Source organism: Microcystis sp. M53603_WE2, assembly GCF_030065435.1.
In genome coordinates this window covers 1-2,708 of record NZ_JASJFF010001356.1, presented here as the reverse complement: position 1 = coordinate 2,708, position 2,708 = coordinate 1, and the positions used below count along the sequence as shown (strand labels likewise).

Below are 2,708 nucleotides of genomic sequence, written 5' to 3'. Positions count from 1 at the left end.
TGTCAGTCTGTAGAGCGACCATAAGACCAGAACAGAGTAAATCTGTTAAGGCAGGTGCGAAAAATCCTTCGGGAAAGAAGCAGAAACTCAAATCGTGAGGTTTGGGAATCGCCGTCCGTTTTACGGCGGCGAGGATGTCAACTGTCTTTACTGAAATTATGCGCCGCCGCCGTTAAACAAGGTGATGCACAAGTACAGCAATTTGTCAAGTTAATTGAGGTGCGCGATCAGCTAACCGCTCAATTAGCCCATCGTCCCTCCCTAGAACGCTGGGCAAAAACCGCCCAAATCAGGGTGTCTGAGTTAAAAAATGCTTTAAAAGCAGGGAAACAGCGTTGGGCGCACCTAGCGGGCTTAGAAGTGGGGGAATTAGAAGAAATTATTGCCCTTGGTACCCGTGCCAAAGAACAGATGATCAAGGCCAATTTACGTCTGGTGGTGTCGGTGGCCAAAAAATATCAGAATCGCGGTTTAGAATTATTGGATTTGATTCAAGAGGGAACCCTGGGTTTAGAACGCGCCGTCAAGAAATTTGATCCCACCAAAGGCTATCGTTTTAGTACCTATGCCTACTGGTGGATCCGTCAAGGAATGACAAGAGCGGTCGCAACGCGCTCGCTACGCGAGATCGCAACTAAAAGCCAGATTATTCGCTTACCGGTTCATATTACCGAAAAACTCAACAGAATTAAGAAGGCACAACGGAAAATCTCGCAAATGCGCGGTCGCACTGCGACCGTAGAGGAAATTGCCCAAGAGTTAGCTCTGACTCCTGAAGCTGTGCGGGAATTGTTGATGACAGTGCCGCGTTCGGTTTCCTTAGAAATAAAAGTGGGTAAGGAAAAAGATACGGAATTATTAGACCTTTTGGAAATCGAAGCAGTGTCTTCAGAAAATCATTTTGTCTATGAATCTTTGCAAAGAGATATCAGAGAACTATTGGCAGATTTAACCACTCGCGAACGACAAGTGATTGAATTGCGCTATGGTTTTCTCGATGGTAAATCCCATTCTTTGGCTGATATCGGTCGCACTTTGGAATTATCCCGGGAAAGGGTACGACAAATTGAGTTGAAAGCTTTGCAAAAACTGCGTCAATCCCAGCTACATAATCACATTCGCGATTATTTTGAAGCGTTGAGTTAGTTAGGGTATGTGGAAAAAGTTTTTCCTGGGGGCAGGGTGTGGGGAGTATTTTCAGTGAACAGTAATACTAAATCCTGTTATTAAAAACTGATTATTTATTCCTCCTTTTGCCTATTGCCTCTTGCCTATCCTGATATGTAGCCTATACTCAACGGATTTAGTATAATCAGTGATCTGAAAATACTCCCTATTTTTTAAGGAATTTCTGAAATGGAATTCAGTCTGTCTATATTTGACTATACTTTTACTAACTATTAATATGTCCAATTTTGTTTCGTCTGTAGGGTGTAGGTTCCGTCGCGCACATTGACCCGATGGGGGATCAGCTTCAGGTCTCGGAAGATATGAGCTTGGTGTTGTAGGGCCGTCAGAGAGCGATCATCGATCGGGATAATGGCACGTTCAGAGGCCCGTTGTTCGAGATTAGTCACGATCGCCGGATCGATCTCGTGGTGAGCTGCCAAGCGTCTCGTCGCCTCTAACTCCTGTTGTTTCGCCCAGGCACCCGCCTCGTTCACCTCTTCTAAAATCACCTTCAGTACATCGGGATAATCTCGCACCAATTCGGGAACCGCATAATAATAGGTCGGCACTTCTAGAGAGGCGTTTTCCCCGAAGATGCTCTCCAAATCGGCCAACGATCTTCCCGGATAGGTGCGCGTCTCCGTGGGCGAGTAGGGAACCCACACCACCCAAGCGTCGATCTCACCGCGACGGAAAAGCACCAGTGCTTCCGGTTGGGTTGCATACACCGGTTCGATATCGCTTAATTCTAGATTCACTCTCATCAGGGCGCGGATGAGGACGTAATGGGCGCTCGAACCCCGATCGAAGGCGATTCTTTTTCCTTTTAAATCCGCCAACGTCTCTATTGGCGAATCCTCCGGCACGAGGATCGCCTGACCTTTGGGGGCGGTATATTTTTCCTTGGCTACCCGGACGAAGACGTGTTCGGCCGCTTGGGAGAAAATACTCGCCGTACCGCCACCACCGCAGAAGTCGATCATTCCGTTACTCAAAGCCTCGATCAGAGAGGAAGCGGCCAGAAAACTTGTCCACGTTACCGTCACCCCAAAGGGTTTTAAGCGTCTTTCCAGAAAGGCCTGGGCGCGGAGAACTTCCAGATTGGTCATGCCCTCAGGGTAGCCGATCTTGAGGGTTCCTAACCGCCGCGCTTGTTTGGCGAGGGGAGTGATAGGGTCGGGGGTTGAGCGCTTGAACCAGCGATCGATCAGGATACAGAAGAGAATTCCGGCGATAAATAATCCCACGGTTTCCAATAGCCGGGGAGTGGTATTCCGGGGGAATTTAAAGCTATCGACGAGGTTCAGAATCGGGTTATCGGATCGAGAATTTTGACCGACGGCGATCGTGTGGGAAAATCCAGCCAGGAGAAAGCTCCCGACCAGGCTGGTCACAAAAAGCACCGCGGGACGAACTCCCCGCCAATTTCGCCACGGTTTCCAGAGACACTTGATCGAACGGTGGAGCATGGGATTTCTCGCAGAAAACAAGATTTATCGTCGGGCAAGGAGACAAGAGGGAAGGGTTTCCCAACTCGA

At 48.6% G+C, this 2,708-nt stretch carries 2 protein-coding genes; one reads left to right on the top strand and one right to left on the bottom strand.

Going from position 1 to position 2,708, the window contains the following annotated elements:
• The first annotated feature begins 54 nt into the window (after nucleotides 1-54).
• A complete protein-coding gene (locus tag PX481_RS28535) occupies nucleotides 55-1,146 on the top strand; it encodes a sigma-70 family RNA polymerase sigma factor (RefSeq protein ID WP_288023203.1) in 1,092 nt (363 codons plus the stop codon).
• Between the two features lie 254 nt (nucleotides 1,147-1,400).
• On the opposite strand, the gene PX481_RS28530 is transcribed toward PX481_RS28535, so the two are convergent.
• Nucleotides 1,401-2,639: a sulfonate ABC transporter substrate-binding protein gene (locus PX481_RS28530; protein ID WP_288097323.1), complete on the bottom strand. Its 1,239-nt coding sequence runs from the start codon at nucleotides 2,637-2,639 to the stop codon at nucleotides 1,401-1,403.
• Nucleotides 2,640-2,708 lie beyond the last annotated feature (69 nt).